General features: G+C 73.6%; 1 pseudogene. It reads right to left on the reverse strand.

Annotated elements, in window-relative coordinates:
- Positions 1-3042 precede the first annotated feature (3042 nt).
- Positions 3043-3396, reverse strand: a pseudogene (locus HUW36_RS28715) (DNA polymerase Y family protein); the annotation flags it as partial.

Genomic DNA, 3396 nt, shown 5'->3' on the forward strand with positions numbered 1-3396 from the left:
TGAGTGACTGGAGTTCAGACGTGTGCTCTTCCGATCTGGCCGGTCCTGGGCCGCCGCGCCGGCGGCCCAGAGGGCCTGCCGCCGGGTCAGCCCGAAACAGGCGAAGGCGTCCGCGGTGGCCAGCGCCTCCAGCTGCGCGGCGGTGAGACCGACGCGGCGGGCCAGGTCCGGCATGTCGCGGTACGGCCCGTGCGCGTCGCGTTCCGCCTCGATCCGCTCGGCCACGTCCTCGCCGAGGGTACGGACGCTGCCCAGCCCGAGCCGCACCGCCGGGCCGCCCAGTCCCCAGGCGTGCGGCGGCTCGCCCGGCACGCTGCCCCACCGGGTCTGCGGGGTCGACTCCAGCACCGCCTTGGCGCCGCTGGCGTTGATGTCCGGCCGGCGTACCTCCACGCCGTGCCGGCGGGCGTCGTCGGCGAGCGTCTGCGGCGAGTAGAAGCCCATCGGCTGGGCGTTGAGCAGTGCGGCCAGGAACGGGCCCGGGTGGTAGCGCTTGAGCCACGAGCTGGCGTACACCAGGTAGGCGAAGCTCATCGCGTGGCTCTCCGGGAAGCCGTAGCTGGCGAACGCGGTGAGCTTGCGGTAGACGTCGTCGGCCAGTTCGCCGCTGATGCCCCGCTCGGCCATCCCGGCGTAGAGCCGGTCGGCGATCTGCGCCATCCGCTCCACCGACCGCTTCGCCCCCATGGCCCGGCGCAGCTGGTCGGCGCCGGCCGCGTCGAACCCGGCCAGGTCGATGGCGAGCTGCATGAGCTGCTCCTGGAACAGCGGCACACCGAGCGTCTTCTCCAGCGCGTTGCGCATCAGCGGGTGCGCGTACGTCACCGGCTCCTGGCCGTTCTTGCGCCTGATGTACGGGTGCACCGAGCCGCCCTGGATCGGGCCGGGCCGGATCAGCGCCACCTCCACCACGAGGTCGTAGAACTCGCGCGGCTTGAGCCGGGGCAGCGTGGCCATCTGGGCCCGGCTCTCCACCTGGAACACCCCGACCGAGTCGGCCCGGCAGAGCATGTCGTAGACCTCGGGGTCGTCCAACGTCATGTCGCCGAGGTCCAGGCTCATCCCGATCATGTCGTAGCCGTAGTGCAGCGCGGACAGCATGCCGAGGCCGAGCAGGTCGAACTTGACCAGGCCCACGGCGGCGCAGTCGTCCTTGTCCCACTGGAGCACGCTGCGCCCGGGCATCCGGCCCCACTCCACCGGGCACACCTCGATCACCGGCCGGTCGCAGATCACCATGCCGCCGGAGTGGATGCCCAGGTGCCGGGGGAACGTCTGCAGCTCGTTGGCGTACGCGACCACCTGCTCCGGGATGCCCGCCACGTCGACCGCGGCGACCGAACCCCACCTGTCGATCTGCTTGCTCCAGGCGTCCTGCTGGCCGGGTGAGAAGCCGAACGCCTTGGCCACGTCCCGCACCGCCGACCGCGGCCGGTAGGAGATGACGTTGGCGACCTGGGCGGTGTGCTCCCGGCCGTAGCGGGCGTAGACGTGCTGGATCACCTCCTCCCGGCGGTCGGACTCGATGTCCACGTCGATGTCGGGCGGGCCGTCGCGCTCGGGGGCGAGGAAGCGTTCGAACAGCAGCCGGTGCCGGACCGCGTCCACGTTGGTGATGCGCAGCGCGTAGCAGACCGCCGAGTTGGCCGCCGACCCCCGCCCCTGGCAGTAGATGTCCTGCGCGCGGCAGAACGCGACGATGTCGTAGACCACCAGGAAGTAGCCGGGGAAACCGAGGTCTTCGATCATCCGCAGTTCGTGTTCCAGCTGCGCGTACGCCTCCGGGTGCGCCTCGGGCGGGCCGTAGCGCTCGCGGGCGCCGTCCATGGTCAGCCGGCGCAGCCAGCTCATCTCGGTGTGCCCGGCCGGCACCGGGTACGCCGGCAGCTGCGGCGCGACCAGGTGCAGGTCGAAGGCGAGTTCCGCGCCGAACTCGGCGGCCCGCGCCACCGCACCGGGGTACGCGGCGAACCGTGCCGCCATCTCCGCTCCGCTGCGCAGGTGGGCGGTGGCCGCGGCGGGCAGCCAGCCGTCGATCTCGTCGAGGCTGCGCCGGGCCCGGACCGCCGCCACCGTGGTGGCCAGCCGCCGCCGGCCCGGGGTGGCGTAGTGCACGTTGTTGGTGGCCACGGTGGGCAGCCCGGCCGCGGCGGCCAGCTCGGCGAGCGCGTCGTTGCGGTCGGCGTCGACCGGGTGGCCGTGGTCGGTCAGCTCCACCGCCACCGTCTCCGCGCCGAACAACGCGGTGAGCCGGTCCAGTTCGCGGGCCGCCGCGTCGACGCCCTCGGTGAGCAGCGCGGCGGGCACGTGCCCCTTGCGGCAGCCGGTGAGCACCAGCACGTGGTCGCGCAGCTCGGCGGCGAGCTCCTCCAGCTCCCCGTAGACCGGGCGGCCCTTCTCCCCGCCGCGCAGCTGGGCCCGGGAGACGGTGGCGGCCAGGCGCGCGTATCCCTCGTGGCCGTGCGCGAGCACCAGCAGGTGCCGGCCGAGCGGGTCGGGCTCGCCGTTCTGCGGGCCGGGCAGCCCGAGGGACAGCTCCGCCCCGAAGATCGTCGGTAGCCGCAGCGCGCGGGCCGCCTCGGCGAAGCGCACCACACCGTAGAAGCCGTCGTGGTCGGTGACGGCGAGCGCGGTCAACCCGAGCCGGGCCGCCTCCTCGGCCAGTTCCTCCGGGTGGCTGGCCCCGTCGAGGAAGCTGAAGTTGGAGTGCGCGTGCAGCTCCGCGTAGGGCACGACGCCGTCCGGGCGGTCCAGCTCCGGTGGCCGGTATTCCTGGCGCTTGCGGCTCCAGGCCGGTGAGTCGCCGCCGTCGGCGTCGACCGCGAGCGGGTCCACCACGTGCAGGTGCCGCTCCCCCTTGGCCCGCCCGGAGAGCACCTGCTCCAGGTTCGACCAGGGCATCTTCGGGTTGTGGAAGCTCATTCCGCGCTCCCCCGCCCCCGGTTCGCCGAGATCTTGGTACGAAGTGGCCCCCACAGGGGCGCTTTCGTACCAAGATCCTTCCGCCTCCCGCGCGACGCGCACCAGACGCCGGCGAAGCGCTCAGTCATAGATGGCCTCCACCAGCCACTGCCCGCCCTCGACCGCGAGCAGCAGGGCGGTGCCGTCGGCCAGGCAGACCTGGAACCGGGCCCGACGGCGGGCCTCGGCCGGCGCCCACCAGCGCTCGTCCACCGGCCACGGGCCGACCCATCCGGAGATGTCGGACGGCCGGCCGGTGCCCACGGTCAACCGGGCCGGCGGTGCGCTGACCGCCAGCCGGGCGCTCACCACGACCGGCTGGCCGGACGCGTCGTGCACCTCGGCCGGCACCGGCGTGGGCAGCACCACGGCCGGGGACGGTGGCGGGATGCGCCCCGGCCACGGCGGCTCGGGCACCGCCAGATCGGAAGAGCG

Origin of the sequence: Micromonospora maritima (genome assembly GCF_902825405.1) — a bacterium.
Lineage (GTDB): Bacteria > Actinomycetota > Actinomycetes > Mycobacteriales > Micromonosporaceae > Micromonospora > Micromonospora maritima.